The organism is Vibrio tubiashii, from assembly GCF_028551255.1.
In the GTDB taxonomy this organism is placed as follows: Bacteria; Pseudomonadota; Gammaproteobacteria; order Enterobacterales; family Vibrionaceae; genus Vibrio; species Vibrio tubiashii_B.
The window spans coordinates 1,136,220-1,162,135 of record NZ_CP117030.1 but is presented as its reverse complement, the minus strand read 5'-3'; the positions used below and the strand labels follow the sequence as shown (position 1 = coordinate 1,162,135).

Below are 25,916 nucleotides of genomic sequence, written 5' to 3'. Positions count from 1 at the left end.
TTCAGTTGCACATTTAGTGTTTTCATTCACATATATCAAAATAATTTAAACTGTAACAAATGTTATTTGACTGTAACATTTAAAAGTGAATCTTATAGGGTTTCTGCTTAACACTAAGTAAATAAAGAAACCTTAAGAAATAGTCATTTAACAAGTTATTTACATATGGGATTGCTATGAATTTTGTGTAATAAATAGACAAAAATACAGCTTGAATTTAATACCAGATGGGCGAAAATATACGCAAAATGAGTTTGCAGAAATGAAAGGAAGCTTTTTCTAGTTTTAAGAGCGAGGCAAAATATGAAACTATTTATTATCTTCATGGTGTCGATTTCCGCAGGTGTCGCGTCAGCAGACCACCTTCATTCATTCTTGCTTGGTCTTTACATTTCTACTCTTGCGGTAGGTAGCTGCTACTGGTTTGCATTCCGCAGTAGTCGTTTCCCGCAACTAGCACTTCTGCTATTGCTTTGTGGTCTATTCTCTAAAATCGCAGTGACAGTTGCGGGCGTATCTTGGGGAATCTCGCAAGACCTCATTAGTTCACCACTAGTGTTCTCACTCTCGTACTTGTTCTTCTCTATCGTCGCAAGCTACGTTTGGTTTGTTTACCGCGAGAAGCTAATGGCAAGAAAGAAAGCACGCGAAGAGCTAAAAGCCGCTTAATAGAAAACTAAGCCAAAAGATTACAAAACCAGCGTTTCGGCGCTGGTTTTTCTGTATCTAATTCCGTCATCTGGGTAAATATTTACCAAAATTCCTACTGAATAGTAACGATTGATGTCAAAGCTACTGATTCTATTGCAAGGTTGTCTATACTGAGGTCGTTACTCAATCATTTAAAGTGAGACGTCGCATATCATGACCACGCGTTTTCTAAAATTCACAGCGCTTCTTTCGACATTTTCTCTTTCGTTTGGTGCATTTGCCGCACCTACCATTATTCCTGATCCTCCAACATTAGGCGCCAAAGGGTATATCTTGATTGATTACCATACTGGTGCTGTGTTGGTGGAGAAAAATGCGGACAAGAAGCTTAACCCAGCGAGCTTAACCAAGCTGATGACGGCTTACGTAGCCGGCCAAGAAGTGAAAAGCGGTAATATTTCTCTCGACGATCAAGTTCGTATTAGCCGTAAAGCTTGGGCAAAGAACTTCCCTGACTCTTCAAAAATGTTTATCGAAGTAGGGACAGATGTTCCACTTATCGATTTGTACCGTGGTTTGATTGTTCAATCCGGCAATGATGCCAGTGTGGCTATTGCTGAGCACGTAGCGGGTAGTGAAGGCGCATTCGTTAGCCTAATGAATAGCTGGTCGCAAAAGCTTGGTCTTGATAACACCGGATACTCCAATCCACATGGTTTAGACAGCGACGGCTTGTATTCAACACCGCATGATATCGCTCTGCTTAGCCAAGCTATCATTCGTGATTTACCTGACATCTATTCGCTGTATAGTGAAACTTCTTACACCTACAACGGCATTACCCAATACAACCGCAATGGCCTGCTTAGAGATAGAAGCCTAAACGTTGATGGTATGAAAACCGGTTATACAAGTGGGGCAGGCTATAGCTTGGCGACATCGGCAACCAGTGGTGACATGCGTTTAATTTCGGTGGTGATGGGCTCTAGCAGTACCAAAAGCCGTGAGTCAGAAAGCAAACAATTACTGAGCTACGGTTTCAGGTTCTTTGATACCGTTTCTCCATCCAAAGTGACAGATACGTTAGCTGAAGCAAAAGTGTGGATGGGTAGTGAAGACCTCGTTCCTGTTGGCGTTGATAAACAAGTGTTGATTACCTTACCAAAAGGTGATGCGAGCAAGCTTAAAGCCGAGATTGAATACAATGGCGAGTTGGTGGCACCCATCAGTCAGGGAGATGCTGTCGGGCAGGTGATCTACAGTATTGATGGCGAAGAGGTCGCAAGCGCAACATTGGTTGCTCAGCAAGATGTTGAAGAGGGCGGTCTGTTCAAGAAGTTGTTTGATTGGTTTAAACGCCTAATCTCAGGTTGGTTTTAACTATACCTAAAATAAACAAGAGGATGCACTGGGCATCCTCTTTTTGTATATAAACGACTTACAGCTTGTTCCAAGCTGATTGCCAGTGAGAACCAACTCCTGGTTCGTACTGCGTCGCCGATGGTGACCACTGTACACAGTAACCTGAGTATGGGAACTCTTTACACTGATAAACCGCACCATCACTGGCTAATACTTTAGTTCCCGCTGTGTAGCTTTCTAATCCTTGTGGGAAAACAAAGTCGTAGTCGCCAGGTGGCGGCGTTTGATCTTCTACTAGGTGGAAATCTAGCGTGTTTTGGTCAATCACTTTACCTTGGTCATCTTTAGTGACAGCCACTAACATATGATGCCCTGGCTCAGACTTAGATAGAGTCATCGTCGTGTTTTCAACCTCACCGTCTTTCAGCGCCTTCGAGTAAGAAGCTAATGGTTCGCGATGGTGGTTGTAGACAGTCAACTCAGTCGTTAAGTCGCCTGTGGCGGTTAGTGTCAGATCAAGCTCTGTCGGTGACTCGCCAATCACGTATTCTGACTGTAGCCCTACAACATCAAGGTCGTAATCCGGCTCTGGTGTTTCAAATTTATAGCCGATTTCAACGCTGTTTAGTCCTGACCCTGCCTTTAGGTAGACTGGGTTGGTTCCATAAACAGGGGTAAATTCGCCTTGGTCATTAAGCTGACCGGCACGAATTTGGCTTTGCTCTTGGTTAATCTTACTCGCGAGAGCATAAGACCAGTTGGTTGCTTTACCTTGTTCGCTGTTTTGAATTACGAGTTCTGTGCTGTAAGACGAGTTCTCACCGCTGCTGTCAAACACTCGGGTATAAACCGTATCGCCAACACTCAGATCGAGCGTAGGGTTGATTTGACCGCCTTGACTCCAATCAGGAATCACTGGACCGTCACCATCGAATTTCACGTCGATAACATTGTAGAACGAAGCTGCCGTATCGCCTACATCCCAAACAGCAAGGATCACTTGATAACCTTCTCGCTCAGGAACGTTACAAAGGTGGCTAACACGTTTTGGTGGCTGAACCATTCCCCCATCGACAACACAGAAAGGCGTGAGGTCAAATGAACTGCGCGCGAGGGGCTGATTAGGGTTCCAATCTGCTTTGGTGATGTAGTATTTCCAGTCTTTAGTGACGTGATTGGCAGTGAAAGTCCACTCAAAGTACTGAGAGCCCGACTTGATAGGTCGTTTAACCCATCGGTCTGCGGTTTGCTCATCCAGTGCCGCTGCTAGTGAGGTTTGAGCACTGGCAATTTTACCGTCTTGTGGGCCTGTTTCAGGGAAACCATCTGGCCCTTCTACACTCTGCGGTTCATATTGAATAGCGCCACAGTTGGTGTTCTTTTCGTTTGTGTCACTGGTTGGGAACTTACAAAGTGCCGCACGGCTTTCAGCAACACCATTTTCGTACGCTGAAACGTACCCATGGCCGAAGCTGGCACCGCTTACACTAAGTAAAGCTAACGCAATGAGTGATTTGTTTGGGAGTTTGTTCATCATTTGTCCTTATCTATGGATAACAAAAAAGATGACACTCCGGCACGCGAAACATCTAGCGAGACTCGCTAAATGGCAACCCCGCTATCATAGACATGAGATGTCGACAGACCGGTGGCTTTGCGTCCTAACCTTTCGGATAGTTTGCCTGAAGTGCAGCCTATACTTGCGCAATATATTGTTAGATTACAAAGTAATGAGTTTTGTATAAGCAGGCGAAATGTAGCTAACGCCAATCAGAAAAGCTAAGCCCAAAACTTAAATGTGGAATGATAATCTCGATCTGAATTTCTTGTCGCAAATTAACTTGCTAATTACATATTGACTAATTTGTTAACCTATTGAAATTAAATAACTAAGCGGTGTTAATGATGTATTTTATGAATGGTTAGGGTGTGGTTTATTTTTGTCTCGTCCTGTCTGTAGCTGACGTTTAGCAGACAAAGCTTTGACTTTCACTTACCAAGCTCTGACAACCTCAAGTACCAAAACAACGACAATCCACCCCAAAATGTTATACAAGGAATCACGATGGAATTTACCGACAAAGATAGAGAGGCGCTCTACCAAATCTGGATGTCGAAAAAATCGAAAATGCGACTCACTCAGATGGAATTTGCCAAAAAGCTTGGCATGAATCAGCTCAGCTTTTCTCGCGTTTTAAGAGGTGAAACACCGCTTACTATGTCTTTCGTGAGCCATTTTTGTCGACTTCTTCATTTAGAACCTAAAAATGTGGTTCCAAGCCTGAAAGAAACCAATGAACATGGTCCAAAGGTGGTGTACCTGCAAAGTCGCATGAGTGTCGATGGTGAAATTCAAAATGCCTACATTGAAGGCAATCAAGTGATCGTTGAGTACGCGCACACGGTACATCCTTCTTGATCCCAATATAACCAATTTGAATAGAATACAATTGGACATCTAAATATCATATGGTATAGCATTCTGGTTTCAAATATAAATTAGAGTGCTTTACATGAAATCTTTCAAGGTCTTGCTTTTAATCGTGGTGAGCGTATTCGTGGTTGGATGTGCTGGTGGGCCTGTTCAACGCGCCACTAAATTTACCAGTTATGAGGACTTTCGAGCAGGGCCTGAAGGCGGTGTCGATTTAGTATGGGCTCGAATTGGTCTAAGAGACGCAAAACGATTAAGCGAAAAGCTTGACGAGTATGATTCGGTAGTGATTGACCAAGTGTTTGTCGTTACAGAAGAAAGCACCCTAGATAAAGAAGAAATCCAAGAACTGACAGATTACATGGTCGCTCGTCTGACCGAGAAAATCTCTCTCCATAAACAAGTTGTCTCAGAGCCGACAGGAAATACTCTGCGCTTGAGTATCGCATTGAGTAATGTTGAAACTCCGAATCCAGTACTGGCGGTTACGAGCAGCGTATTGCCATTTGGGTTAGCCATCTCAACCATCTCCAAAGTCACCACTGGCGAGCATACCAATGTGGGTAGTGCCAGTGTTGAGTTGCTTGTTAGTGATGCGCAGGACGGTACACCACTGTTTGCCGCCATTGACAGAGAGGCAGGAAACAAAGACTTTTCTACGATGATTGACTCGCTTGATGATGCGAAAGACGCGATTAACTATTGGGTAGAGCGATTAGGTGTTACTCTACAAGGCTGGGAACAGCCATAGAAAACCTTAGCAATGCTTGAAAAAGAAAATCTAATTAAACTTGCACGAATGCAAATGCCGTTTGGTAAGTACGCTGGTCGCGTGCTTATCGACTTACCAGAAGAGTACTTACTTTGGTTTGATAAAAAGGGCTTTCCGAATGGGGAGCTAGGCGATCTTCTCAAGCTATGCTTAGCGCTAAAGATCGAAGGATTAGATAGCGTGGTTAAGCCCTTAAAGCGCATGTAACCTTCCACAATCGCTCCCTATATTTAATTTAAAGACGTACTATGAATTTTGATATCGATGCACTGAGACATCACCAACTGGTCGAAGACGGTCAACTAGAGGGTTGTTACATTCATCAACCTGCTCAAGGTAGTCAGCAAGATGACAAAGCCGTTTTGGCAGAACGCCAAGCGCTAGAAAAGATGGGATATAAGGTAGTACAGGTTGAGGCTAAAGGCAGAACAACAACGTTTGCCGAGGCGATGCAAAAGTTTGCGAAAAAGAGTGGTCATCAGGCCATCTAATCAGCGAACGAAGCTAATGTTGCATCCTTAAACTCCTTCAAGATAGCTCCTGTCTTATAAAAAGAGTCAGACCGAAAGGCTGACTCTTTTTACTTTATTCCTTGCTAGGGCTATTCGCCGATTTCAACTTACAGAATAACTGTTAGCCTATTCGGGTAATAAAGGTTTGCTCGTCATCCACAAACGCCACATAGCCACCGTGATAGATAAACACCCGGCCGCGACCCTCAACGATGCAGGCAAGCTGAGGGTTTAGATCTTCTTCGATGTTCTTGCTTTGAAATGTGCCCGTATCAGTGATGACGCCATTGAGTGAAGGCAAGTATCCATATGTACGCTTGGCTTGATCAATCAGACTCAATTCACTGGTGATAGAGAAGCAAGAGGGGATTGCGCCAGCGTCTTCGATAAATATAGGTTTCAGCTCTTCAAAAGCGGTAATCACTAGCCAGTCGATGCCGTTAACATGATGGATAAACATAGGGTTTCTCGGTAATTCTGATGCGCAGATTGTATCACTATCAGGGGAGAACCCAATAGAAGGTTAGATTTTAAGGGCGAGGATATCCTCTATCTATGCTTAAAAAAAACTTATAGTCTTAGGCTGATAGCCTCAGAAAACAATGTGACACCTCGTAGAATGCCGACGTTAAAACGTCGGCTTTTGTTTGTACAAATCTACTGGGTGGTGGCGGTTAAGAAGTTGGAAAAGCTTGCCCAAGACTTACGATCGGCATCTTCGCGATACCTAGGGCTGCCAAAAACCGTAAAGGCGTGTGGGGCTCCGCTGTAGGTAATCATTTCGTGTTTTACGTTAGCCGTTTCTAGCTGTTCGGCTAATGAGGCGAATTGGGACATTGGAATCGCGCTATCTGCCGTGCCGTGGAGCACTAGAATAGGAGCAGTCGTTTGTGAGTAAGATTGTCCATCTGGCGTGCTGAGGCCACCGTGGAAGGTAACAAACCCTTTGGCATTCATTCCTGCTCGTGCAGATTCCAGGACAGCAGCGCCACCAAAGCAGTATCCCATCACGACGACATTCTCGGCGTTTCCTCCCAAAGAGGCCGCAAAATCGAGGCTACCTTGCATTAATGCACGAAGCTTCTCTCGATCTTTATAGAGTTCTCCGGTGTGTTGTTTCTTATCTTTCACTTCTGTTGGACGGACACCTTTGCCAAATAGATCAGCAGCAAAAACGTTATAGCCCATCTCATTGAGCATCTGCGCTCTTTTCATTTCGTAATCGGTAAGCCCATCCCAATCGTGGATAAGCAGAACGAGAGGAGCGTTATCACTCACTTTAGCCCAGTAGCCCTCGTAGTCACTACCTTTTACATTGTAAATTTTGCTTTCACCTGCCTGAACGAGCGAGGTTAATAAAAGAAGAATAAGCCCAATTGTTGATTTCATAGAACACCTCCGTTGTCGTAGAAGTGTAGTACGCAATTAGAAACTAAAGGGTACAAAAAAGCCTCCCGAAGGAGGCTTGATCTGTAAGGAAAAGAGTTGAATTACATCGCAGCTTCAAAAATCGCTGAGATCTCTTCATGTGTTGCTTGTTTAGGGTTAGTAAAGCCACATGCGTCTTTGAGAGCATTGTCGGCTAGTACTGGAATGTCTTCAGATTTTGCACCTAACTCTTGGATACCTGCTGGAATACCCACATCTTTCGCAAGTGCCACAATGGCATCGATAGCCGCTTCAGCACCTTGCTCAGCGTTCAATCCTTCTACTTCAACGCCCATTGCTTTCGCTACGTCGCGTAGACGTTCAGGGCAAACCTGTGCGTTGTAGCGTTGAACGTGTGGAAGAAGAATTGCGTTACATACACCGTGCGGTAGGTCGTAGAATCCGCCTAACTGGTGCGCCATTGCGTGAACATAACCTAGAGAAGCATTGTTAAATGCCATACCTGCCATGAACTGGGCATAAGCCATCTGTTCGCGAGCTTCGATGTCGTCACCATTTTCTACGGCTTTACGTAGGTGTGCTTGAATAAGCTCGATTGCTTTAATCGCTACCGCGTCAGTGATAGGTGTCGCTGCGATTGACACATAGGCTTCTACAGCGTGAGTCAATGCGTCCATACCGGTTGCGGCTGTAAGTGAAGCAGGTTTAGCCAGCATCAGTTCAGGATCATTAACCGAAATCAGTGGCGTTGTGTGCTTATCAACAATAGCCATCTTAATGTGGCGCTCTTCGTCTGTGATGATACAGAAGCGCGTCATTTCAGATGCAGTACCTGCAGTAGTGTTGATTGCGATAAGTGGCAGCATTGGTTTCGCTGATTGGTCAACGCCTTCGTAGTCACCGATTTTGCCTCCGTTTGCAGCAACCAAAGCGATACCTTTAGCGCAGTCGTGTGGAGAGCCGCCGCCTAGAGAAATGACAAAGTCACACTCGTTGTCGGCAAGCAGTGTCAAACCATCATTTACGTTGCTGATTGTTGGGTTTGGTTGAGTGCCATCAAATACTACAGTCTCAACATCACGTTCAGACAACATGTCTTGTACTTGCTTAACCATACCAATTTGGCTAAGAATTTTGTCTGTAACGATAAGACCTTTTTTGAAGCCTTGAGATTGGATGCTATCAGCAGCATCTTTTAGGCAGCCTGCGCCCATTAGGTTTACTGTAGGGATGAAAAATGCACTTGTCATTGGATTGCTCCATATTCTTATAGATTTAAAAACTGCATTTAGATTCGCATAACTATCCGATCAAAAATCTTGATCTTAGACAATTAACCCACCCAAAAGGGGTAGATTTGGCTGCGAAATGTGAAGTTAATCTAGTTGCATATTTATCGTATATAAACTTGTTAAATATTAGTGGGTTAGCGCAATCGTTTTCTCAACAGTAATTGGGGTTAAATAAGATTCATATTGCTTCATGAAAACTAAAAAGCCCCTATCCACAGAACATGGATAGGGGCCATAACATAAGATAACTATGCGAGTTTTACTAAGCGCTCAACGAGCTTGTCGATACCACTTGCCGCTTGTGAAATATTCTCGGCCAGCATATAGGCAGGCGTTGATAGCACTAGATTTTGTTCGTCTACGACAATATCGCTGACATCGCAATTGACGTGTTCACCACCCAAAGCGTTAAACGCGGCAGCGGTTGCTTCGTCGTTACCTATCGTGCCTTTCACTCCTTGACCGTAAATCATTGGAATAATAGTAGGCGCAATACATAAGTATCCAGCGGGCTTGTTGGCTTGAGCGAAGGCGCGACATGCAGAAGCAACATGAGTGTTGATACTGCACTCAGCGCCACTCACGGCAAAATCAGTCAGGTTTTTTGCTGCACCGAACCCGCCAGGTACCAGTAAAGCATCATATTCCTCGACATTTAGCTTCGCGACATCTTCAATATTGCCGCGTGCAATACGCGCCGCTTCGACAAGAACATTGCGTTGCTCATCCATTTCTTCTCCTGTCTTGTGATTAATGACATGGAGTTGATCAATATTAGGAGCAAAGCAATGCCATGAAGCACCTTGCTTTTCTACTGCGTGTAGAGCGAGTACGGATTCGTGAATTTCTGCGCCATCGAATACTCCCGAGCCACTGAGAATAACTGCAATCTTTTTCATTTTATGTTCCCTTATAAACGTGCGCTAATAGGGTAGTAAAAATTGCTTGTTAGTGACCTGATGAGCCTCTCATTCTTCCAGTTCAAGTTCAGGAGTTGGTTCAGATTCACGTTCTAGTTCTGGGCTATCCTCATGATCTTCTTCAGAATAGTTTTTTACGACGAACGGGATAAGCATGACACTAGATGGGAAAAATCGTTTCATTTCGAATGTCTCCTAGAACAGCAGGTATATGGCTATTCTGAACGGATGACAGCCGTTAAAAATTGTCTTACATCATTAACTGGCTGAGAAACTTTACCAAAGTAAATTTATGAGCTTAGTGTCACATTTGGCTATTTAAGGTAGTAACCCTTCATCCCAATAGGGTGTTTCTGTTCCCAATCGTTGGTTGATGAAATCAATAAAGGCTCTAACCTTGTGAGGCATGTGTTTCTTTTCGGGGAATACAGCATAGACGGCATGGCTTGGTAAAGCGTAGTCTGACAAAACGACTTGTAAGTTACCTGCCGCGATATCTTTCCCTGCAATAAAGGTAGGAAGGTTTGCAATGCCACTTCCTCCCAGAACCGCCCGACGTATCGCTTCACTATTGTTGACTACCAAGCGACCTTTAGGAATGACTTTGAATTCGTTTCCCGCAGAGTGAAGTGACCATTCAGAACCACCGCGATAATAGCTGTATTGCAAACAACTGTGCTTGGAGAGATCGCTAGGTTTACTCGGCAAGCCATGCAGAGATAAATAACCGGGTGCCGCGCAAAGGACGCTTCTACAGGGCGCTAGACGTTTTGCAACCAAGTTAGAAAGGGGTAAATCACCGATTCGAATCCCAACATCAAATCTCTCCGCGACAAGATCCACCATGCGATCTTCTAAGTTAAGGTCAATTTCGACATCTGGATAGAGGGCTAAAAAGTCAGAAATGAGTGGGGCAATGTGTAATACACCAAATGACATCGGCGCTGTTACTTTGAGTGTGCCTCTTGGGTTACCTTGGAGCTCAGTGACCGCATCAATCCCTTGTTGTGCTAGTGAGAGCGATTGGACAACATAATCGTAATAGCGCTGACCCGCTTCGGTTAGGCTAAGTTTGCGCGTAGTACGGTTAATGAGTCGAATGCCTAGCTCATCTTCTAATTGAGTAATTCGCTTGCTTACCGCCGATTTGGTGATATTAAGCTTGCTGGCTGCGGTAGAAAAACTGCCACTTTCAATCACTGAAACAAAGATAGGAATCGCAGAAAAAGCTTGCATTGGTTGAGCTCCAGTAAACAATAAGTTTCTTTGTGAGGGTATTATCATCTAAAAGAAAACAATTTACACTAGCAGCGAGAATTTGAGGAGATAATAATGAAGTACGATTGGATCTTATTTGATGCTGACGAAACCCTGTTTCATTTTGATGCCTTTAAAGGGATGCAGCTGATGTTCTCTCGTAAAGGAATTGACTTCACGCAAGGCGACTTTGAACACTATCAGAAGGTCAACAAGCCGCTGTGGGTCGATTATCAAAATGGCGCAATTACCGCGCACGAGTTAAAGCATACTCGATTCAAAGAGTGGGCAGATAAGCTAGAAACGACAACGTCAGAACTAAACTCTTCATTCCTTGAAGCCATGGCGGATATTTGCACGGTTTTACCCGGCGCGAAAGAGTTGATGGAAGCGATTCATGGCAAAGCAAAAATGGGCATCATCACCAACGGCTTTACTGATCTTCAGGCGATTAGACTCGAAAAAACCGGGATGAGCCAGTATTTCGAACATGTCATCATTTCCGAGGAAGTCGGAGTGGCGAAACCCGATACAGCGATTTTCAGTCACGCACTAGAGAAAATGGGCATGCCTTGCAAAAGTAAGGTGTTGATGGTGGGGGATAACCAGCACTCCGATATCTTGGGTGGCCTTAACTTTGGTATTGAAACATGTTGGCTGAATAGCGGCGGTATGGAACAAGATCATTCGATTTCGCCGCATTACACGGTAAGCTCATTGCATCAATTAAAAGAGATATTGATTGCTTAGTGAGTGATCCTAAAACGCTTGACGCCAGTACTTAGTACTAAAGTTTGTATTAAGGGATGTGAAGATGTCGGTACTGGGAAAAATTGTTGATCTCGATGAAGGTCATGGTTACGGCTTTATCAAGCAGGAAAACGAAGACGACAAAGTGTTCTTTCACGTGAGAGATATCGCTGTCTCCTCTATTGAACCACATATTAATGAGTTGGTAGAGTTTGATGTGGAATCGGACCTCAATGGATGTAGGTTAGCGCTGAATATCTCTCCAACTCTAATGAAGTAACCGCATTTAAGCATCTGGAGCGTGTTGTCTAATGTAGTATTCGAGGCATTTCTCTGCTGAAGTCTCGAATACTTCATCAAGAATATTGAGCTTTTCGATACGATCAATTCGAAAATGACGATAGTCACCTCTTAACTCACACCAAGCAACTAGGGTCCAAATTTTACCCCAAAATATTTGCCCAAGTGGCTGTAATCTACGAACGGTTTTATTACCATTCTGGTCGCTGTAATCAATTTCGATTTTTAACTTGGCATCAGTGGCATGACGGAGCATTTTGCTGCGCGTTGCATCTTTTGTAGAAGTGTGAATTTCTGGCACGAATATCGGAAAGCTCTCAATCTGTTTCTTCAGCCTATCGGGAAGGACAGAGAGTATCTTGGTCGAGGCCGATTTCGATGCGTTGGCGAGTTCATCATCGGACCAAGCGCGCACCATTCGCATACCGAGTTCTAGCGCGATCATTTCTTGATCGGTAAACATCAAAGGCGGCAGATGAGAATCAGCCTGTAGCAAATAGCCAACCCCAGCTTCCCCTTGTATCGGAACACCTGAATTGAGTAATGATTGGATATCTCGGTAGATGGTTCTTTCGCTTACTTCCATCTGCTCGGCAAGATGAGAAGCCGTGACAGCATAACGCTTTGAGCGCATTAGGGTTAAAAGTTCAAACAGCCGTTCTGATTTACTCACTTGTCTTCCTAACATTAGAAGTGGTCAAACAAAGGAAAGTAGGGAGCCTTACTCGCTCCCCCCAACTATTGACTCGTTGCTATTGGTATTTTGCCGCTAGGTCACTCATCATGATTGTCTGATGTTGCATGATGACAGACTCTGGGTCAATTAAAGCCATAAGCGGTTTACAGTCTTCACTCGCCATAAATTGCTCACCAGCTGCTTTTGCATTATCCATTGAGTCCCAATACACCACGTCTGTCCAAGTGCCTGAATCTTGGTCAAAGCTTAACGAGCGATATTCAAATCCGTTTAACGACGACACAAATTTCTGGCTCTGCTCACTTGCTGAAACGAGCTGCTCTGAAGTTGCATTCTCTAGTAATTTGAAGCGAACGATTTCGATGACACTTTTCATAATGAAATTCCTTGTTTTGTGTTGTTTAGGTTCGAGTTAAGAATATGGGAGCGGTGTGTCAGAACCTGTCAGGAGTGTTTCACTTCAAAAAAATGCGAGAAAATAGCGAAAATATGCGCACGGTAGAATATGTGTGCTATAGGTAATTAAATAAAGTCTATAACGATTATTACTACATTTAATGTTGTTGCTAGGAAGAGGAAAACTATGTCCATTCAAGGAACGATCGCTCATTGGGATCAGAACAAAGGGTTTGGGTATATTGCTGTTGAGAATCAAGACACTCAAATACGATTTCATATCAGTGACTTGGCGAACGCTTCGCAAATTCCGAGTGTCAGTGAGCCTGTGGTATTCAGGTTAGGGGCCGACAGTAATGGCATGATGCGAGCGATAGAAATTGAAAGGCCTGTGGTATTTAACTTCTCTTTGGCGATAGCGATTTGGTTTTGTAGTGCTCTTGTTGGCAGCGTCGTTCTTCTCGACTTTCCCTTAGTTGCTTGCCTATTTTACCTTGCAGCCAGCACCGTCACTTACACTGTGTACGCATTTGATAAACATGCCAAGCTAACAGGCACGTGGCGTGTCCCTGAAATAACCTTCCATCTGCTCAACTTACTGGGTGGTTGGGTTGGTGCCTTGTTCGCTCAGTCATTTATGCATCACAAGTATCATGATATTGGCTTTAAGTTTTTATTCTGGACGACGTTGGTACTCAATATTCTGTTCTATTGTTGGTTGAATACGGATCAAGGTGCGTTAATGCTTCATGAGTTTGTGTATCAATATCGAGTGTTATAGCGCTTAACTTCCAATATTGAAAAAGGGCTCTGTTGAGCCCTTTTTGCTGTCTTGAGGTTAACAGTGCTACGGTCGTTCACCCGCTGCCAATCTGCGCTCGATATCGGCAACCACTTGTGGAAAGTCAGCAATGGTATCTATTAGGTAGTGTGGTGAGCTCTTGATGAGCTTCGCACGTGCTTTTTCTCGTGCGGCATCAAGGGTTGATTTATCTGCCGCTTGGTACTCTTCAAATGTTAGACCCGCCTCGTTACCAGAAAGCAGCAGGCCAACGGTCCACATCCCCGCGTTATGACCTTCGTCGATACCCGGTGCGGCATCATCAACCTTGATACAGGCATTAACATCGGTCACGTTAAGCTCAATGACGTTCTTGAGTGCCATAAAAGGTGCAGGACGACCACCCTGAGGAAGATCATCTGTTGCGACTACATAATCGGGCTTGTAGCCGTAGTCCGCCGCAACAGGAATCAGTACGTCCATCACCTGACGAGGGTACCCAGAACAAGAACCAATCTTAATGCCTTTGTCTTTGAGATCGTTTACCACTTCAATTGCATTCAGGATGGGCTCAGCGTGGTCTGCGACTTTTGCTTTTTGCAAAGGCATAAACGCCGCGTAGATAGCGTCAATGTCTTCGCTAGTCATCGAGCGACCAAATTTGTCATTCCAACGCTTATCTACCGCAGGGATGCGACCAACGGCTTGGATGTGGTCCCATTTACCCAGCCCCATTGGTTCACGAGCTTCTTCAAGATCGATATCGAAATCAAATCCTTGTTTGAATGCTTCAACAAAGATGCTGGTTGGTGCAAATGAGCCAAAATCGACGATAGTGCCTGCCCAGTCAAAGATAACAGCCTGAATTGGTGAGTTTTTCATGTTGAATCCTTTTTGTTTGCTAAAGTGCCAAGTCATTGCTTTTAAAGCACTTTAGATAAATTAAGTGTTTAATAGTAGTTAAAGTCTTTGCACACTTTGGCGATCGCTTCTTCGAAGATGGCCAAGGCTTCCGTCAATTGTTCGCGAGTGATGATTAGCGGTGGGCTAAGTTGGATCACATTGCCTTGTGACACCTTAAAGCTCATACCATGGTTGAGGCATTGGTAGAGCACGGCTTCGGCTTCGTCATAGGCGCGCTGCTTGCTCTCATGGTCGGTGACCAGTTCAATTCCCCAAAGCATGCCGATGCCGCGCACATCACCAATTATTGGGTATTTGGCTTTCATCTCTAGCAGCTTGTCACGCATGAACTGACTGTCGGCTTTGGCTTTGTCTAGCAAGTCGTCTTGCTCTATCGCTTCCATGGTTGCCAGCGCCGCCGCGCAGCCGATTGGGCTTTTCTCATGGGTGTAATGTCCCATGGAGATTTGCTCAGCGGTATTGTATTTATCTTTGGTGACCATAGCTGCGATAGGCACTAAGCCTCCGCCTAAACCTTTCCCAATGCACAGAATGTCTGGCTCAATATCGTAAGCTTGATAGGTAAACCATTCGCCACTGCGACCCATTCCGTTGGGAATGTCGTCGATGATCAGCATGACATTGTGCTTATCACAGATTTCACGGATGCGTTTCCAGTAGGCTTTACTTGGCACTTGTACATCGGTGTTGCGAACTGCTTCGGCTATAAACGCCCCGAAACCGCCTTCTTTCTCTATTACGTACTCAAGGTAGTCAGCGTAATGCACGTCACTGCCGTCTGGTGATGGAAGGGCGCCTCGGTAAGATACGGCTGGTGGGATGCGCTCCACACCCGCCATAAGTGGGCCCATACCTTGACGAAAGCAGGCTTCACCACCAACAGAGATAGCATCCAGTGACGCACCATGGAAAGAGTCCCATAAGGAGACGACTTTGTAATTGCCTGTGATATGACGCGCCAGTTTTAGCGCCATACCAACGGCGGATGTGCCACCCGGTGCAAACAACACACGATTCAACTCACCACCACAGATTTGCGTTAGCTTTTCAGCACATTCAATTGCAGTTTGGTTAGTAAAGCGGCGTGGTGAAAACGGCAACTTGGCAATTTGCTCTTGCACACGTTTAATCACGTGTGGATGTCCGTAACCCAACTGATGAACATTATTGCCATGGAAATCCATGTACTTTTTGCCGGTAGCATCTTGGATGTAGATGCCTTCTACTGCTTCCAAGGTATCTAAGCAAGGCGTTGACATGGCTTGATGAAGAAACACATCCGAATCACGCTTCAACAATGCTTGCGTGCGTTCGTCGTCCATCGATGCATTCCAAGCTTGGCGCGCTGGTGTCGTGTTGACATCACCTTCGCTGCGGAAATGGGTCGGTTTGATATTCTGAGTCATAACGCTCTCTCAATCAGAAGGTTGCTTTACGCAACTTGCCAGTACATTGCTTTTTCAATTGCACCGATTAAGCGCTCAATATCTGCTGGGTAAACTTCGCCAATGTTGCCGATACGGAAGCAATCTGCGTTCGATACCTTACCCGGATAAATCACAAAACCTTGTTCCTTCAAACGGGTGTAGAACTCTTTGAACTGGTAGTCACTGTGCGTTGGAGAGTAGAAGGAGGTGATGATTGGTGAATGAAGCTCATCATTCAGTAGCGGCTCAAAACCAAGAGAGCGCATACCCGCAACCAGTGTTTTCTGGTTAGTCTGGTAACGGTTGTGACGCGCTTCGACACCGCCTTCTTGCTCAAGCTCTAACAAAGCTTGGTAGAACGCGCGAACCGTGTGCGTTGGAGACGTGAAACGCCATTTACCGTGGTTCGCTTCCATACAATGCCATTGGTCGTATAGATCAAGGCTTAAAGAGCGTGCTTGACCTTGGCATTTTTCCAGCTCAGTTTGTTTTGCGATTACAAAGCCAAAACCCGGTACGCCTTGAATACATTTGTTTGCAGAGCTGATCATAAAGTCGACATTGAGCTTTGCGATATCGATAGGAATCCCACCAAAGCTCGACATTGCATCGAGAATCACCACTTTACCGTGCGCTTTTGCCATCGACGCAAAATCTTCAATTGGGTTAAGCATGCCTGTTGTGGTTTCGCAGTGAACAATCGCTACATGGGTAATGGTAGGATCCGATGCCAATGCAGTTTCCACCTCGTTCAAGTGTGGCTGTGATGTTTCGCCAGGGGAAACTACATGGCATGGAATATTTAGATACTCAGCAATTTGAGCGATACGTGCGCCGTATGCGCCGTTGTCAACAACCATCAATTTGCCATTTTTGCCAATCGCGCTGCCAATCGTCGCTTCTACAGATGCGGTACCACTGCCTTGCATCAGTACGCTAGTGTAGCCATCTTGCTTTGTTGCGAGTTTCACCAGCTTAGTGCGGATCACTTCAACGATCTCTTTGTTGTAGTCATCATCCCAAGTACACCAATCTTTAAGCATGGCTTCACGAACGGTTTCAGATGTCGATAAAGGACCCGGAGTCAGCAGTAGGTATTCGTTTTTCATCTCGATTTCCATTTTAACTATATTTGGTCTACACCAGAATTTGGATTTACTTTAGCAAGAGGAAAAAACAACAGTAAAGGTCAGAAAGTCGAATTTAACAAAACTTTCATATGAAAAATTCGTCGGAAAAATTGCGCGCAGTTTTTCGTCAATTCTTTAAAAAAGTGCCATTTTTTGTTCATAGAATCGTAATAAAGCGCTTTTAGGGTGTATTACGTCAACTGGTACAGACCAATGCTAATTCGGCAAGGTTTAACAAACGTAATAGTCTTAATTGGAGAAGATGATGAAAAACCGTTTGATGAAAGGATCGCTAGCTGCACTTGTTTCTCTGCTGGCAACAAACGCAATGGCAGCACAGGAAGTGACGGTTTACACGGCTTTCGAAACTGACATTCTGGCAAAGTACAAAAATGCTTTCGAAAAAGAAAACCCTGATATCAAAATCAAATGGGTTCGTGATTCAACAGGCATCATGACTGCTAAGCTACTTGCAGAAAAAAACAACCCACGTGCTGAAGTTGTTTGGGGTCTGGCAGGTTCTTCGATGGCGTTACTAAAAGAAGAAGGTCTTCTACAGCCATACACGCCTAAAGGTCTGGATCAGCTAAATGCGAGTTTGAATGACCCGCAATCAAACCAAGCTTGGTTTGGTAACGACGCGTTCTTTAACGCGGTATGTTTTAATGAAGCGGTTGCTAAGCAGCTGAATCTGCCAAAGCCGACGTCTTGGCAAGATCTGACTAAACCTGTATACAAAGGTCATATCGCAATGCCTAACCCAGCTTCTTCAGGGACTGGCTATATGCAAGTTTCAGCTTGGCTGCAGAATATGGGTGAAGATAAAGCGTGGAACTACATGCGCGATCTTGATAAGAACATCGCACACTACACGCATTCCGGTTCTAAGCCATGTGTACAAGCGGGCATGGGTGAAGTTGCGATTGGTATTTCAATGGCAAGCCGTGGCGCTAAGCTAAAAACACAAGGTGCTCCTTTAGCGGTGATTACACCTAAAGGCATCGGTTGGGAATCAGAAGCGGTCGGCTTAGTGAAAGAGTCTGACGCAGCTAAGCGCGTAGTTGATTGGTCTATTTCGAAAGCAGCCAATGAGCTTTATATAGAGATGTACCCAGTGGTTGGTCATAAAGATGTGAAAGCAACTGTGTCTAACTTCCCGAATGTAGAAGCGAATATGGCTAAGATGGACTTTGCTCAGATGGGCAGCAAGCGAGCGGATATCCTAGCGGCTTGGTCGGCGAAATTTGACGCTAAATCAGAGCCTAAATCATAAGCTGATTGCGGATTCAGATAACAAAGGAGAGCAAGGTTGCTCTCCTTTTTGCTTTTCAGGGAAGTTAAGGGCAGATTAAGATAACTGGATAACTGGATAACTGGATAACTGGATAACTGGATAACTGGATAACTGGATAACTGGAGGGCAAGGAAAGCATCATGAGAGTAGAAAGAGTTACAGCAGAGCAAACACTCGCGTTGAGGCATGCGGTGTTATGGCCGACAAAGAGCTTGGAGTTTTGTCGCGTGGCAGAAGATGAATTTGGCTTTCATTATGGAGGCTTTATCGGAGATCAGTTAGTTGGTGTCGCATCGGTCTTTGTTGAGCAAGATGAAGCTCGACTACGCAAATTTGCTGTTTTGCCTGAGTATCAAGGGCAGGGTATAGGCTCAATGATGTTGGAAACCATGTTGAGCGAAGTACGAGATTGTCGGGCGACACTTTTTTGGTGTGATGCACGTGAATCAGCAATGGGTATTTATCTCAAATTCGGTATGAGTAAACAAGGTGAGCGCTTTTACAAAGGGGAAATTCCGTACTTTAAAATGTCTCTTGAGTTGTGAGCTTTAGGGTGTAGATTGACCTCGCTAATTGTTCGGTTACAGACAATAGGCTAACCGAGTGAATTCATTTTATTGTCATCTTTGCTCTATAAATTTGTCATGCCGTTGAAACAAACCAGATTTAAGGTTGGTATATACCATTTGGAGAGTGTGTTATGTCAACTAACCAACCTTACTTACAAATTGAAAATGTAGTGAAGCAATTTGGCCAGTTCACTGCGTTAAAGCAAATTTCACTGGCAATAGAGAAGGGCGAGTTTGTCTGCTTTCTTGGCCCTTCTGGCTGCGGCAAAACGACCCTACTACGAGCTATCGCTGGACTTGATCTACCGACTTCAGGTGGCATCTATCAAAACGGACAAGAGACAACCTTCCTCCCTCCGGAAAAACGCGATTTTGGTATTGTTTTTCAATCGTATGCGCTATTTCCAAACCTTACTGTGCAAGAGAACATTGCCATGGGATTGAAGAACCAAGGGATGACCAATCAACAAGCCTTAGAAAAGGTTGATTATTGGCTTGATATGATTGGTTTACCGACTTCTGGTGAGAAATACCCTAACCAATTGTCTGGTGGTCAGCAGCAGCGTGTTGCCCTTGCGAGAGCGTTAGCCTTGTCCCCAGGGTTATTGCTTCTTGATGAACCTCTCTCTGCACTTGATGCCAAAGTTCGTGTTCACCTAAGAGATGAGATTTGCAAACTTCAGCGCAAACTGGGTATTACCACAATCATGGTGACTCATGACCAAGATGAAGCGCTGTCTATGGCTGACAGAATCGTTGTGATGAATCATGGCGTCATTGAGCAAGTGGGCACGCCACAAGAGATCTATCAACACCCTGCTACTCGTTTTGTTGCTGAGTTTGTTGGCAGCATGAATTTTATTTCTGCCTCAGCAGCGACTGATACTCAACTACGTATCGCTGAGTCGCTGATTCCCGCTCCTGTTATTGAAAACAAGCAAGTAGTAAGAGGGGATTGCTTTGATCTGGCAATACGTCCAGAAAGCATCCGTTTTGCCGAGCAATTTAATAATGCTCTACCTGTGAAGATCCGAGACAGAGAGTTCCTTGGTGCGTTTTATCGCTTTGAATGTGAACTTCAGCATGACAAACAAGCCGCGCCGATCTTTATCGATGTTGCTGGCGAAGTGGTCACCGAGCAGAAGCTGCGTATTGGCGATATTCGATACATTCAGTTCTCAAAACAGGGGGTACGTGCATACCCAACCTTAAGCCCGAATGGCACTAAAGCAATTGCGGCTTAAGGTATCACTAATGGAAAGCAGAACTATGTACAACTCTGGAGTTAACTCTCGCTCATTGCGTCCTTCATCCCTTTTGCACAGGGTCAGTAAAGATAACCTAGTGCTATTTGGCTTATTGGCATTCCTATTTTCAGCGCTAACAATTTTTATTGTGATGCCTCTATGGGCGATGCTGACAAAAAGTGTTCAGAACAACAGTGGCGAATTTGTTGGGCTGGAGAACTTCGCTACCTATTTTGCCAATGGCAGCCTTTGGTACTCTGTTGGCAACACATTTACATTAGGGCTTCTTGTGACTGCCGTTGTAGGCGTACTCGCTTTTGGTTATGCCTACGCACTGACGAGATCGTGCATGCCAATGAAAGGAATGTTTCACATGCTGGGTACAGCTCCTATTTTGGCACCGTCGCTGCTTCCTGCAATCAGTCTTATCTTTTTGTTTGGTAATCAAGGTATCGCTAAAGAGATGTTGGGCGGTCAATCAGTCTACGGCTTGGTAGGCATCTCGCTAGGTCTCATCTTTTGGACCTTCCCTCATGCCCTGATGATACTTACCACCTCACTGAGAACCTCGGATGCGAGATTGTATGAAGCGGCGCGAGCTTTAAAAACGTCACCGTTCAAGACTTTCTTTGTCGTCACTCTTCCGGCTGCTAAGTACGGACTGATCAGTACCTTGATTGTCGTGTTCACTCTGGTTGTGTGTGATTTTGGTGTACCTAAAGTGATCGGCGGGAATTACAACGTTCTGGCGACAGATATTTTCAAGCAAGTCGTCGGGCAGCAAAACTTCTCCATGGGTGCGGTGACCAGTATTTTGCTGTTAATGCCTGCCTTGCTCGCGTTTGTTGCAGACCGCTGGGTACAAAAGAAACAAAAAAGCCTATTTGATACTCGCTCTGTCCCTTACCAACCTGAGCCTAATAAAGTCAGAGACGGGATCTGTTTTGCCTATTGTTTGGTGATTTCTTCCGCAGTGATTGTGGTACTTGGGATGGCAGTATATGGCTCATTGGTGACCTTCTGGCCTTGGAACAAGGCGCTAACGCTGAACAATTACAACTTTGCTGAAATGAGTACCTATGGTTGGTCTCCATACTTTAACTCGCTAACACTCGCAACATGGACAGCCATAATTGGTACAGCAATTATTTTTGTTGGAGCGTACTGTATTGAGAAAGGGCGGGCGTTTGCGCCGGTTAGACAAGCCATGCAAATGCTCAGCGTTGTTCCTATGGCAGTACCGGGAATGGTGTTGGGGCTAGGGTATATCTTTTATTTTAATGATGCCAACAACCCACTCAGCGTTTTATATGGCGGCATGGCGTTTCTTGTTATCAACACCGTGGTTCACTATTACACCGTAGGCCATATGACAGCGGTAACCGCACTTAAGCAAATTCCGAGCGAAATTGAAGCGACAGCAGCTTCGGTAAAGCTACCTCAGTATAAGTTGTTTTTTAAGGTGACACTGCCAGTTTGCGTTCCAGCGACTCTTGATATCGCTACCTATTTGTTTATTAATGCATTAACCACCACTTCTGCGGTAGTATTTATCTACTCTACGGAAACTATCCCTGCTTCTGTGTCAGTATTAAATATGGATGATGCAGGACAGACAGGTGCAGCCGCAGCGATGGCAGTGATGATCATGATCTCTGCTGCTGTCGCTAAGTTGGCACACATGACGTTAGGCAAATGGCTAGAAAACAAAACGCAAGCATGGCGTAAAAGGTAAGGACAAGGGTGCAGTACGTAAAAATTAAAGATTCGATTGTTGAGCAAATTGAATCAGGCATGTTATCGCCAAGGCAGAAATTGCCAGCAGAAAGGAAGCTTGCAGAGTCGTTTGATACCACAAGAGTCACACTCAGAGAGGCGTTATCCTTGCTTGAAGCAGAAGGGCGAATCTACCGAGAAGACAGACGTGGTTGGTTTATATCGCCACTGCCACTTAAGTACGATCCGACGCAGACTCTCAACTTTACCAATATGGCGACCGCGCAGCAGCGCACACCAAAGACGGAGTTGATTGCAGCAAAAGGTATTCTTGCCAATAAGCAAGCGGCTAGTTTACTTGGGTTACAGCCATTTTCTGATGTGTATCGAGTAGATAGAGTACGATACCTAGAAGAGCGCCCAGTGGTGTATGTCACTAACTATATTCGTCCTGAGTTGTTTCCAAATCTTCTCGATTTTGATTTGTCGAAGTCTTTAACTGACATTTATCGCGAACATTATGGTGTTGTTTACGAAAAGATTCGCTACCGAATTAGTACCAGCACATTGCTCGGTGAGACAGCACAAGCATTGCGAGCGACGTCTGGGACACCAGCGATGGTCGTTGAACGAGTTAACTACAATCAAAATGGCGAGTTGATTGACTGCGATATCGAATACTGGCGACATGATGCAATCAGCATTGAGTCCGTCGCTCAGCTTCAACGTTAATCTCACTTCTTTATTTAGGCTTCTGCGTTGTAACCAGAAGCCTTTTATTTCTTCAAGTTTAAGGAATGACTATGTCAGTATGGGCGATATGTTTGGTTGTCGTATCGGCATTTCTGCATGCAGGCTGGAATCTTCTAAGCAAAAGTAACAAATCTTCAGGAACGGCATTTTTCTTATCCAGTAGTGCTGCCGCTTCGATCGTACTTGCGCCATACGTAATTTGGTATCTCAATTATGTCGGTATCACGAATATTCCAACAACGTTTTGGTGGATGCTACTTGTGAGTGGCGTCGCTCAGTTTATCTATCTGATTGGTTTAGGTAACGCCTATAAGCATGGTGATATTGGCGTGATTTATCCTATTGCGCGTGCGCTTCCAGTGCTTATGGTTGGCGTGGGCACCGCTTTACTGGGATACCAGTTAACCACGCTTGTGTGGGTAGGCTTCGTGTTAATCACCTTTGGTTGTCTGTTAGTGCCTTTGAGTTCTTTACGAGAGTTACGTTTTAGTGACTACCTCAATATTGGTGTGTTATGGGCGGTGATTGCTGCCGTAGGCACCACAGGCTACTCCATTTTGGATAAAGAGGCTTTAGGGATTGTTGACCTTGAACTCTCATCTATTATCTCTAATCTGCATTCAGCGATTTTCTATCTGGGTATCCAGTTCTGGACAATATTCTTAGTCATTACCATCTATGTCTTGGCAACACGTCAATGGAAGGAGTTTTCTGAGGCGTGGAGCATCAAGAAGCCTTCCGCAATGGCTGGGATTATGATGGCCACCACTTATGGTTTGGTGCTATACGCGATGACAATGACCGAGAATGTCAGTTATGTTGTGGCGCTAAGGCAGCTAAGTATTGTGTTTGGTATGATTTTCGGTGTGATTTTATTAGGTGAGCGCTTCGCTCTAACCCGAAGTTTAGGCACCTTCTTGATTTTCGTTGGACTGGTATTGACAGTTATCTGATAGAAAAAGACCAATTAATGTCAAAAAGTTCACCAAATTTATATGATATTTTCCACTTGTATTATAACGAATCACTCTAAAGTGTTATCTCGGCTTTCTTTCTTTGTTTTCGAATCGAACTAATAAAGTGTTGAGTTAAATATCTTTTTTCTAAGCTGCATATTGTGAACCAATTTAACCCCACTTTTAATGTAAGAAAGCGAATTACACTTATTTCAAATTATTCGAATAACAAGTGCAATTATTTCTAATTCATTCTGGTCTTCTGTTACGTACTATTTGGTTACTCGGGCAGCGGAATAAAGCTCGATTTTTAGAACCATTTATTAGGTAAGTAAGTATAGGTAGCTAAGGAGTCAGTTATGATTAAAGTAGTGAGTTTAGCAAGTGTTATGTTGTTTAGTTCAGTAGCTTTGGCTGGTGTAGGTGGTGCATACAACACCGTAATCCAAAGTGAAACTATGAATGGCGATGCAGTTGGTTCAAAAGAAGCAGCATTAGCAGCAGGTAAAACCATGATTATGGAAATTAACGATAAATCTCCATATGAGTTAAGTAAAGCTGTATCTTACTCAACTAATGACCTTGTTGACGTTAATTCATTTGAGTTGAGAAATTCACACGTAACAGTGAATGAAATTGTTACCAGTGAAGGTGAAATTGCTTTCCAACCTGTAATTAATGTCAGCTACGAATTTAGAGCTCGCGATAGAGACTAATTCTTTTATTTCAGTTTTTGCTAGCAAATAATAAAAAACCCAAGCTCAACGCTTGGGTTTTTACTTTATTTGAATGCGGAGACGATTAGCTTTCCGCTTCAACCATTTCAGGTTGTTCATCAGCGCGAGCTGCTTCTAGCATCTTACGAATAATCACAGAGGCAACAAGAGCAATCGCTACCATCACAACAGCAAGAACAGTTAGTAGTTGGAAGTAGTCGCCATAAACTGTTTGAACAATTTCTTGCGTGATCTCTTGGCCTTTCTCTAAAGCGATAGAGGTAGAGAATACTGCACCTACGATACCACTTAGTGCCATTGCAACAGAGAATAGTGATACAGAGAAACCTTCGATGTGCTTAGGGGCAACCGAAAGGATAAACGCAACCACAAGGCTACCGACAATAACTTCTGCGAATGCTTGGAAGAAGTGGATCGCTAGGAAGACTTCAGGGCGAATAACTACATCTTCACCGATGTTCATGACTGCCATGGTCAGGATACCAAACGCAATCGCTGTAAAGATAAAGGCAAAACCGATCTTAGTTGCCGTAGAGAAATTGATGCCTTTCTTCTCAAGAGAGGAGAAGGTCATAGCAATAACAGGGCCAGCAACAATACACCATAGTGGGTTCATTGCCATGGATGCTTCTGGGGCAATTGGGATCAGGTTGAATAGATCACCACGCATTGTATTGATCGTTACCATGGTCATTGATGTCATCATCTGACCGTAGTAAACGAAGAAACATGTCGTTAGCACTGTCATGATTAGGATGGTACCCATCTTCAGCGCGTCTGACTTGCCTGACTTAAACATCAACGAGATGAAGTACAAGATCGCAGCGGCACCGATGGCGTAAACAATGTTCTGACCAATATCCATGTTAGAGAACATGAAGAATACTAAGCCAACCATTGCAACTGAAACCGTTAGGAATGCTGCCCAGTTTTTAGCGCTGACTGGCTCTTGATCGATCTCAGCGGCTGCACCCACAAGTTGTTTATTGAAGATAACAAGTACTGCAAATGCGAAGGCTGCCATGACCGCTGATAGTGTGAAGCTTCCGTGGAAACCGATTACTAGCACGAACATTGGGAACAGGTATTGGCCTAACAAGGCGCCAACGTTGTTGACTGAGTAGTTTACCGGGTAGCCATTCTCGAAGTCCTCTTCTGAAGCAAAGGTGCGTTTGTAAAGACTTGGGTAAGAAGGAGACATTAAGCCACGTGCGTAACTTGCGAGTGCGATACCTGCTAAGCTCATTGGGATGTTAGTTGTTGACGCGCCCAATACTAGCAAGGTGTATCCAGTAGCGAATGCACCATAAGCAATGGTGAGTGAGCGGTATGCGCCAAGAAATTTGTCGACAATAAAGCCGCCAGCAATAGCGAAAAGTGGGCCGATGGATGAAAACGCTCCGACAACCATCATGGTGTCGGCTTCGCTATACCCTAGATCTTCTAAGAAAAAACGGGTCAGGATAACCATCACACCATAGAATGATAAGCCAAACATCGCTTGGCAGAACATCATTGATTTATTGAGTTTATTCCACATAATATTCTCTTTTTGTTGATATAACACAGAGTTAACATCTGATTATTTTATCATTTGTGCTATGTTATAAATTGAAACAATTATCGCAGAATTACTTTTCTATGCACGAT

At 44.4% G+C, this 25,916-nt stretch carries 29 protein-coding genes and 1 riboswitch; of the genes, 16 read left to right on the top strand and 13 right to left on the bottom strand.

All coding sequences use genetic code 11. The features are described from left to right. The first annotated feature begins 303 nt into the window (after window positions 1-303). A complete protein-coding gene (locus LYZ37_RS20685; RefSeq protein ID WP_171319839.1) occupies window positions 304-669 on the top strand; it encodes an NADH:ubiquinone oxidoreductase in 366 nt (121 codons plus the stop codon). Window positions 670-864: 195 nt separating this feature from the next. Continuing rightward, window positions 865-2,031 carry a D-alanyl-D-alanine carboxypeptidase family protein gene (locus tag LYZ37_RS20680; RefSeq protein WP_272787413.1) on the top strand — a complete coding sequence of 389 codons (1,167 nt, stop codon included), beginning with the start codon at window positions 865-867 and terminating at the stop codon, window positions 2,029-2,031. A 58-nt stretch (window positions 2,032-2,089) separates the two neighbouring features. Here LYZ37_RS20680 and gbpA read toward each other — a convergent pair whose 3' ends face one another. Beyond that, on the bottom strand, window positions 2,090-3,547 hold the full coding sequence (gbpA, locus tag LYZ37_RS20675; protein ID WP_272787412.1) for an N-acetylglucosamine-binding protein GbpA: 1,458 nt from the start codon (window positions 3,545-3,547) through the stop codon (window positions 2,090-2,092). A 71-nt stretch (window positions 3,548-3,618) separates the two neighbouring features. Beyond that, window positions 3,619-3,706, bottom strand: a riboswitch (cyclic di-GMP riboswitch). Window positions 3,707-4,078: 372 nt separating this feature from the next. On the opposite strand from gbpA, the gene LYZ37_RS20670 reads away from it, so the two are divergent. From LYZ37_RS20670 to LYZ37_RS20655, 4 genes are all read left to right on the top strand, one after another. Then, on the top strand, window positions 4,079-4,432 hold the full coding sequence (locus LYZ37_RS20670) for a helix-turn-helix domain-containing protein (protein ID WP_069668320.1): 354 nt from the start codon (window positions 4,079-4,081) through the stop codon (window positions 4,430-4,432). 94 nt (window positions 4,433-4,526) lie between these two features. Continuing rightward, window positions 4,527-5,198 carry a DUF3313 domain-containing protein gene (locus LYZ37_RS20665; RefSeq protein WP_239824731.1) on the top strand — a complete coding sequence of 224 codons (672 nt, stop codon included), beginning with the start codon at window positions 4,527-4,529 and terminating at the stop codon, window positions 5,196-5,198. A gap of 12 nt (window positions 5,199-5,210) precedes the next feature. Further along, window positions 5,211-5,426, top strand: a complete 216-nt coding sequence (locus LYZ37_RS20660; RefSeq protein ID WP_004748751.1) for a DUF3820 family protein — start codon at window positions 5,211-5,213, stop codon at window positions 5,424-5,426. Between the two features lie 41 nt (window positions 5,427-5,467). Next, complete coding sequence (locus LYZ37_RS20655) at window positions 5,468-5,710, top strand: hypothetical protein (protein ID WP_272787411.1); 243 nt, start codon at window positions 5,468-5,470, stop codon at window positions 5,708-5,710. Window positions 5,711-5,852: 142 nt separating this feature from the next. Here the strand turns inward: LYZ37_RS20655 and LYZ37_RS20650 are convergent, their stop codons facing one another. From LYZ37_RS20650 to LYZ37_RS20625, 6 genes are all read right to left on the bottom strand, one after another. Beyond that, on the bottom strand, window positions 5,853-6,191 hold the full coding sequence (locus tag LYZ37_RS20650; protein ID WP_272787410.1) for a cytosolic protein: 339 nt from the start codon (window positions 6,189-6,191) through the stop codon (window positions 5,853-5,855). 197 nt (window positions 6,192-6,388) lie between these two features. After that, window positions 6,389-7,120, bottom strand: a complete 732-nt coding sequence (locus tag LYZ37_RS20645) for a dienelactone hydrolase family protein (RefSeq protein ID WP_272787409.1) — start codon at window positions 7,118-7,120, stop codon at window positions 6,389-6,391. A gap of 101 nt (window positions 7,121-7,221) precedes the next feature. Further along, on the bottom strand, window positions 7,222-8,370 hold the full coding sequence (yiaY, locus tag LYZ37_RS20640; RefSeq protein ID WP_272787408.1) for an L-threonine dehydrogenase: 1,149 nt from the start codon (window positions 8,368-8,370) through the stop codon (window positions 7,222-7,224). Window positions 8,371-8,660: 290 nt separating this feature from the next. Beyond that, a complete protein-coding gene (elbB, locus tag LYZ37_RS20635) occupies window positions 8,661-9,311 on the bottom strand; it encodes an isoprenoid biosynthesis glyoxalase ElbB (RefSeq protein WP_272787407.1) in 651 nt (216 codons plus the stop codon). A gap of 69 nt (window positions 9,312-9,380) precedes the next feature. Next, window positions 9,381-9,515, bottom strand: a complete 135-nt coding sequence (locus tag LYZ37_RS20630) for a hypothetical protein (RefSeq protein ID WP_272787406.1) — start codon at window positions 9,513-9,515, stop codon at window positions 9,381-9,383. Window positions 9,516-9,650: 135 nt separating this feature from the next. Then, window positions 9,651-10,568, bottom strand: coding sequence for a LysR family transcriptional regulator (locus LYZ37_RS20625; RefSeq protein ID WP_272787405.1), 918 nt, complete (start codon window positions 10,566-10,568; stop codon window positions 9,651-9,653). 96 nt (window positions 10,569-10,664) lie between these two features. Between LYZ37_RS20625 and yjjG the strand changes: the two genes are divergently transcribed. Together yjjG and LYZ37_RS20615 are read left to right on the top strand one after the other, a co-directional pair. Continuing rightward, on the top strand, window positions 10,665-11,339 hold the full coding sequence (gene yjjG / locus LYZ37_RS20620; RefSeq protein ID WP_272787404.1) for a pyrimidine 5'-nucleotidase: 675 nt from the start codon (window positions 10,665-10,667) through the stop codon (window positions 11,337-11,339). Between the two features lie 64 nt (window positions 11,340-11,403). Continuing rightward, window positions 11,404-11,619 (top strand): cold shock domain-containing protein, encoded by a 216-nt coding sequence (locus LYZ37_RS20615; RefSeq protein ID WP_004748738.1) that lies wholly within the window; start codon window positions 11,404-11,406, stop codon window positions 11,617-11,619. 6 nt (window positions 11,620-11,625) lie between these two features. On the opposite strand, the gene LYZ37_RS20610 is transcribed toward LYZ37_RS20615, so the two are convergent. Then, window positions 11,626-12,312, bottom strand: a complete 687-nt coding sequence (locus LYZ37_RS20610; RefSeq protein WP_272787403.1) for a helix-turn-helix transcriptional regulator — start codon at window positions 12,310-12,312, stop codon at window positions 11,626-11,628. Window positions 12,313-12,391: 79 nt separating this feature from the next. Beyond that, window positions 12,392-12,712: a hypothetical protein gene (locus LYZ37_RS20605; RefSeq protein WP_004748736.1), complete on the bottom strand. Its 321-nt coding sequence runs from the start codon at window positions 12,710-12,712 to the stop codon at window positions 12,392-12,394. A 207-nt stretch (window positions 12,713-12,919) separates the two neighbouring features. On the opposite strand from LYZ37_RS20605, the gene LYZ37_RS20600 reads away from it, so the two are divergent. Further along, window positions 12,920-13,513: a cold shock and DUF1294 domain-containing protein gene (locus LYZ37_RS20600; protein WP_272787402.1), complete on the top strand. Its 594-nt coding sequence runs from the start codon at window positions 12,920-12,922 to the stop codon at window positions 13,511-13,513. A 66-nt stretch (window positions 13,514-13,579) separates the two neighbouring features. Here the strand turns inward: LYZ37_RS20600 and phnX are convergent, their stop codons facing one another. The 3 genes from phnX to phnW all read right to left on the bottom strand — a co-directional run bounded on the left by phnX (window position 13,580) and on the right by phnW (window position 16,973). Further along, a complete protein-coding gene (gene phnX, locus LYZ37_RS20595; protein ID WP_272787401.1) occupies window positions 13,580-14,395 on the bottom strand; it encodes a phosphonoacetaldehyde hydrolase in 816 nt (271 codons plus the stop codon). A 68-nt stretch (window positions 14,396-14,463) separates the two neighbouring features. Then, on the bottom strand, window positions 14,464-15,843 hold the full coding sequence (locus LYZ37_RS20590) for an aspartate aminotransferase family protein (RefSeq protein ID WP_272787399.1): 1,380 nt from the start codon (window positions 15,841-15,843) through the stop codon (window positions 14,464-14,466). 26 nt (window positions 15,844-15,869) lie between these two features. Then, on the bottom strand, window positions 15,870-16,973 hold the full coding sequence (phnW, locus tag LYZ37_RS20585) for a 2-aminoethylphosphonate--pyruvate transaminase (protein ID WP_272787398.1): 1,104 nt from the start codon (window positions 16,971-16,973) through the stop codon (window positions 15,870-15,872). Window positions 16,974-17,256: 283 nt separating this feature from the next. On the opposite strand from phnW, the gene LYZ37_RS20580 reads away from it, so the two are divergent. The 7 genes from LYZ37_RS20580 (at window position 17,257) to LYZ37_RS20550 (ending at window position 24,245) form a co-directional block, all read left to right on the top strand. Continuing rightward, window positions 17,257-18,267 carry a putative 2-aminoethylphosphonate ABC transporter substrate-binding protein gene (locus LYZ37_RS20580; protein WP_171319806.1) on the top strand — a complete coding sequence of 337 codons (1,011 nt, stop codon included), beginning with the start codon at window positions 17,257-17,259 and terminating at the stop codon, window positions 18,265-18,267. A gap of 161 nt (window positions 18,268-18,428) precedes the next feature. After that, a complete protein-coding gene (locus LYZ37_RS20575; RefSeq protein WP_272787397.1) occupies window positions 18,429-18,833 on the top strand; it encodes a GNAT family N-acetyltransferase in 405 nt (134 codons plus the stop codon). A gap of 155 nt (window positions 18,834-18,988) precedes the next feature. Then, on the top strand, window positions 18,989-20,101 hold the full coding sequence (locus tag LYZ37_RS20570; protein WP_272787396.1) for a putative 2-aminoethylphosphonate ABC transporter ATP-binding protein: 1,113 nt from the start codon (window positions 18,989-18,991) through the stop codon (window positions 20,099-20,101). 25 nt (window positions 20,102-20,126) lie between these two features. Further along, on the top strand, window positions 20,127-21,839 hold the full coding sequence (locus LYZ37_RS20565; RefSeq protein ID WP_420794644.1) for a putative 2-aminoethylphosphonate ABC transporter permease subunit: 1,713 nt from the start codon (window positions 20,127-20,129) through the stop codon (window positions 21,837-21,839). Between the two features lie 8 nt (window positions 21,840-21,847). Beyond that, window positions 21,848-22,552 carry a phosphonate utilization transcriptional regulator PhnR gene (gene phnR / locus LYZ37_RS20560; RefSeq protein WP_171319798.1) on the top strand — a complete coding sequence of 235 codons (705 nt, stop codon included), beginning with the start codon at window positions 21,848-21,850 and terminating at the stop codon, window positions 22,550-22,552. Between the two features lie 71 nt (window positions 22,553-22,623). Beyond that, complete coding sequence (locus tag LYZ37_RS20555) at window positions 22,624-23,526, top strand: EamA family transporter (RefSeq protein WP_272787394.1); 903 nt, start codon at window positions 22,624-22,626, stop codon at window positions 23,524-23,526. A 362-nt stretch (window positions 23,527-23,888) separates the two neighbouring features. After that, entirely contained in the window at window positions 23,889-24,245 is a 357-nt protein-coding gene (locus LYZ37_RS20550) for a DUF3316 domain-containing protein (RefSeq protein ID WP_272787393.1), read from the top strand. Between the two features lie 85 nt (window positions 24,246-24,330). Here the strand turns inward: LYZ37_RS20550 and LYZ37_RS20545 are convergent, their stop codons facing one another. Then, window positions 24,331-25,806, bottom strand: a complete 1,476-nt coding sequence (locus LYZ37_RS20545) for a peptide MFS transporter (protein WP_004745642.1) — start codon at window positions 25,804-25,806, stop codon at window positions 24,331-24,333. Between the last annotated feature and the right edge of the window lie 110 nt (window positions 25,807-25,916).

What these genes read in the sequence shown, in the direction of transcription:
- LYZ37_RS20630 (WP_272787406.1), bottom strand. Translation starts at nt 9,515, where the DNA reads ATGAAACGATTTTTCCCATCTAGTGTCATGCTTATCCCGTTCGTCGTA.
- LYZ37_RS20605 (WP_004748736.1), bottom strand. Translation starts at nt 12,712, where the DNA reads ATGAAAAGTGTCATCGAAATCGTTCGCTTCAAATTACTAGAGAATGCA.
- gbpA (WP_272787412.1), bottom strand. Translation starts at nt 3,547, where the DNA reads ATGAACAAACTCCCAAACAAATCACTCATTGCGTTAGCTTTACTTAGT.
- elbB (WP_272787407.1), bottom strand. Translation starts at nt 9,311, where the DNA reads ATGAAAAAGATTGCAGTTATTCTCAGTGGCTCGGGAGTATTCGATGGC.
- LYZ37_RS20685 (WP_171319839.1), top strand. Translation starts at nt 304, where the DNA reads ATGAAACTATTTATTATCTTCATGGTGTCGATTTCCGCAGGTGTCGCG.
- phnW (WP_272787398.1), bottom strand. Translation starts at nt 16,973, where the DNA reads ATGAAAAACGAATACCTACTGCTGACTCCGGGTCCTTTATCGACATCT.
- LYZ37_RS20645 (WP_272787409.1), bottom strand. Translation starts at nt 7,120, where the DNA reads ATGAAATCAACAATTGGGCTTATTCTTCTTTTATTAACCTCGCTCGTT.
- LYZ37_RS20650 (WP_272787410.1), bottom strand. Translation starts at nt 6,191, where the DNA reads ATGTTTATCCATCATGTTAACGGCATCGACTGGCTAGTGATTACCGCT.
- LYZ37_RS20590 (WP_272787399.1), bottom strand. Translation starts at nt 15,843, where the DNA reads ATGACTCAGAATATCAAACCGACCCATTTCCGCAGCGAAGGTGATGTC.
- LYZ37_RS20655 (WP_272787411.1), top strand. Translation starts at nt 5,468, where the DNA reads ATGAATTTTGATATCGATGCACTGAGACATCACCAACTGGTCGAAGAC.
- LYZ37_RS20670 (WP_069668320.1), top strand. Translation starts at nt 4,079, where the DNA reads ATGGAATTTACCGACAAAGATAGAGAGGCGCTCTACCAAATCTGGATG.
- LYZ37_RS20550 (WP_272787393.1), top strand. Translation starts at nt 23,889, where the DNA reads ATGATTAAAGTAGTGAGTTTAGCAAGTGTTATGTTGTTTAGTTCAGTA.
- LYZ37_RS20545 (WP_004745642.1), bottom strand. Translation starts at nt 25,806, where the DNA reads ATGTGGAATAAACTCAATAAATCAATGATGTTCTGCCAAGCGATGTTT.
- LYZ37_RS20600 (WP_272787402.1), top strand. Translation starts at nt 12,920, where the DNA reads ATGTCCATTCAAGGAACGATCGCTCATTGGGATCAGAACAAAGGGTTT.
- yiaY (WP_272787408.1), bottom strand. Translation starts at nt 8,370, where the DNA reads ATGACAAGTGCATTTTTCATCCCTACAGTAAACCTAATGGGCGCAGGC.
- LYZ37_RS20570 (WP_272787396.1), top strand. Translation starts at nt 18,989, where the DNA reads ATGTCAACTAACCAACCTTACTTACAAATTGAAAATGTAGTGAAGCAA.
- LYZ37_RS20565 (WP_420794644.1), top strand. Translation starts at nt 20,127, where the DNA reads ATGTACAACTCTGGAGTTAACTCTCGCTCATTGCGTCCTTCATCCCTT.
- yjjG (WP_272787404.1), top strand. Translation starts at nt 10,665, where the DNA reads ATGAAGTACGATTGGATCTTATTTGATGCTGACGAAACCCTGTTTCAT.
- LYZ37_RS20680 (WP_272787413.1), top strand. Translation starts at nt 865, where the DNA reads ATGACCACGCGTTTTCTAAAATTCACAGCGCTTCTTTCGACATTTTCT.
- LYZ37_RS20575 (WP_272787397.1), top strand. Translation starts at nt 18,429, where the DNA reads ATGAGAGTAGAAAGAGTTACAGCAGAGCAAACACTCGCGTTGAGGCAT.
- LYZ37_RS20555 (WP_272787394.1), top strand. Translation starts at nt 22,624, where the DNA reads ATGTCAGTATGGGCGATATGTTTGGTTGTCGTATCGGCATTTCTGCAT.
- LYZ37_RS20665 (WP_239824731.1), top strand. Translation starts at nt 4,527, where the DNA reads ATGAAATCTTTCAAGGTCTTGCTTTTAATCGTGGTGAGCGTATTCGTG.
- LYZ37_RS20580 (WP_171319806.1), top strand. Translation starts at nt 17,257, where the DNA reads ATGATGAAAAACCGTTTGATGAAAGGATCGCTAGCTGCACTTGTTTCT.
- LYZ37_RS20615 (WP_004748738.1), top strand. Translation starts at nt 11,404, where the DNA reads ATGTCGGTACTGGGAAAAATTGTTGATCTCGATGAAGGTCATGGTTAC.
- LYZ37_RS20625 (WP_272787405.1), bottom strand. Translation starts at nt 10,568, where the DNA reads ATGCAAGCTTTTTCTGCGATTCCTATCTTTGTTTCAGTGATTGAAAGT.
- LYZ37_RS20660 (WP_004748751.1), top strand. Translation starts at nt 5,211, where the DNA reads ATGCTTGAAAAAGAAAATCTAATTAAACTTGCACGAATGCAAATGCCG.
- phnX (WP_272787401.1), bottom strand. Translation starts at nt 14,395, where the DNA reads ATGAAAAACTCACCAATTCAGGCTGTTATCTTTGACTGGGCAGGCACT.